Below are 1,359 nucleotides of genomic sequence, written 5' to 3'. Positions count from 1 at the left end.
TTCAGATTGATGATAAACCCCTCTTTTTTCAGAGGGGTTTATTTTTTCTAGCAGCCGAAGGCTGCGATCGCGATATTTTTATATTAACGTTATTGGTCGAGAATTGGGTCCGTTAGAGGTAATGAACGATTTACGAACTCGTTCAGGAGGTTTAGGGGCGATATTTAAGGTTGTTTTGGCTTATGTAGCCTTGGCTAAGGCCATTTTCTTCATATTTTGGCAGGCAGCGGCTAACAGACACTGCATCGAGACCTTACTTAGTCCGCGATAGCGGCAGTATCTATGTCCATGATGTTGTTTTGCGTCAGCGAAGCTTCGTTCAACCGTTTCTGCCCGCCTTCGATATTGCCTCTTACCCCAGTCACTTAACCTGACCTCGTTCGCGTTTTCTACGCTTTTCTGCCACACATGACGGGTAACAACTTTGGTGTGATTTTTACTGTTCGTACATTTTGTGCGGACAGGACAGTTCTTGCATTGCTTCGCGTCAGAGTGATAGTGGCGATAGCCTTCTCGGTTGGTGGTTTTATACGGTATAACCTGTCCCTGAGGGCACGTGTAGGTATCGTTTTCTGCGCTATAAACATACTCGCGTTTAGCGAAGTAGCCTTTCTTTTTTGTGGGACGGCGATAACCCATCACACCAATAAGCCGGCGCTCTTCGAGATTATGGCATACCGCGGCAGTGAAGTAGCCCGCGTCTAGACCAACTGCAATATGATTGAGTTTGAAGGTATCTCTTGCTCTGTCGATACGCGCAATAATGGGTTGGCTATCGTGAACGTTTCCTGGCGTGGCGTGTGTATCGACAATGATACCGTGACGACCATCCACGATACGATGGTCCAGATAGAAGAAGCCTTTTGGCTTCTCATCTCGCACCATAAAACCACTGTCTGAGTCAGTACGGCTAACTTTAGTGGGTTTCGTGCAAGGCTTGTCTTCCTTACACTTCAGGGGCTTTTTTCCCTCTATCTCCCTGTCTTTTGTTACCGCTTCATTTAGCTGCTCAACATAGGCAGACGGTGTCACCTTCAAGTCTTTTATGTCGAAGCGTTTCTTGTTGGCGTTAGCTTTTAAGTGTGTGCTATCGGCAAACAAACTCTTACCACCAATGAGCCCTTGTTTCATGGCCTGACGCACAATGTTGTCGAAGATAACCTGATAGATATCGCTGTCTTTAAAGCGCTTAATACGGTTTTGACTCAGCGTGGAATGATGAATGACATCTTCCGTCAAGCCCATGCCTAAGAACCAGCGATACGCCACATTTACCTGTATTTCTTTGATGAGGCGACGCTCACTACTGATACCAAATAAATAGCCGAGAAACAGAATTTTAAAGAAGCGCACAGGGTC

Annotated in this window: 1 pseudogene; it reads right to left on the bottom strand. The window is 46.1% G+C overall.

Annotation, left to right across the window (positions count from 1 at the left end):
* Nucleotides 1-195: 195 nt before the first annotated feature.
* A pseudogene (locus GLIP_RS10125) lies at nucleotides 196-1,359 on the bottom strand (IS1182 family transposase); the annotation flags it as partial.

The sequence above is a fragment of the Aliiglaciecola lipolytica E3 genome (assembly GCF_000314975.1).
In the GTDB taxonomy this organism is placed as follows: domain Bacteria; phylum Pseudomonadota; class Gammaproteobacteria; order Enterobacterales; family Alteromonadaceae; genus Aliiglaciecola; species Aliiglaciecola lipolytica.
This window is presented reverse-complemented; position numbering and strand designations above follow the sequence as displayed.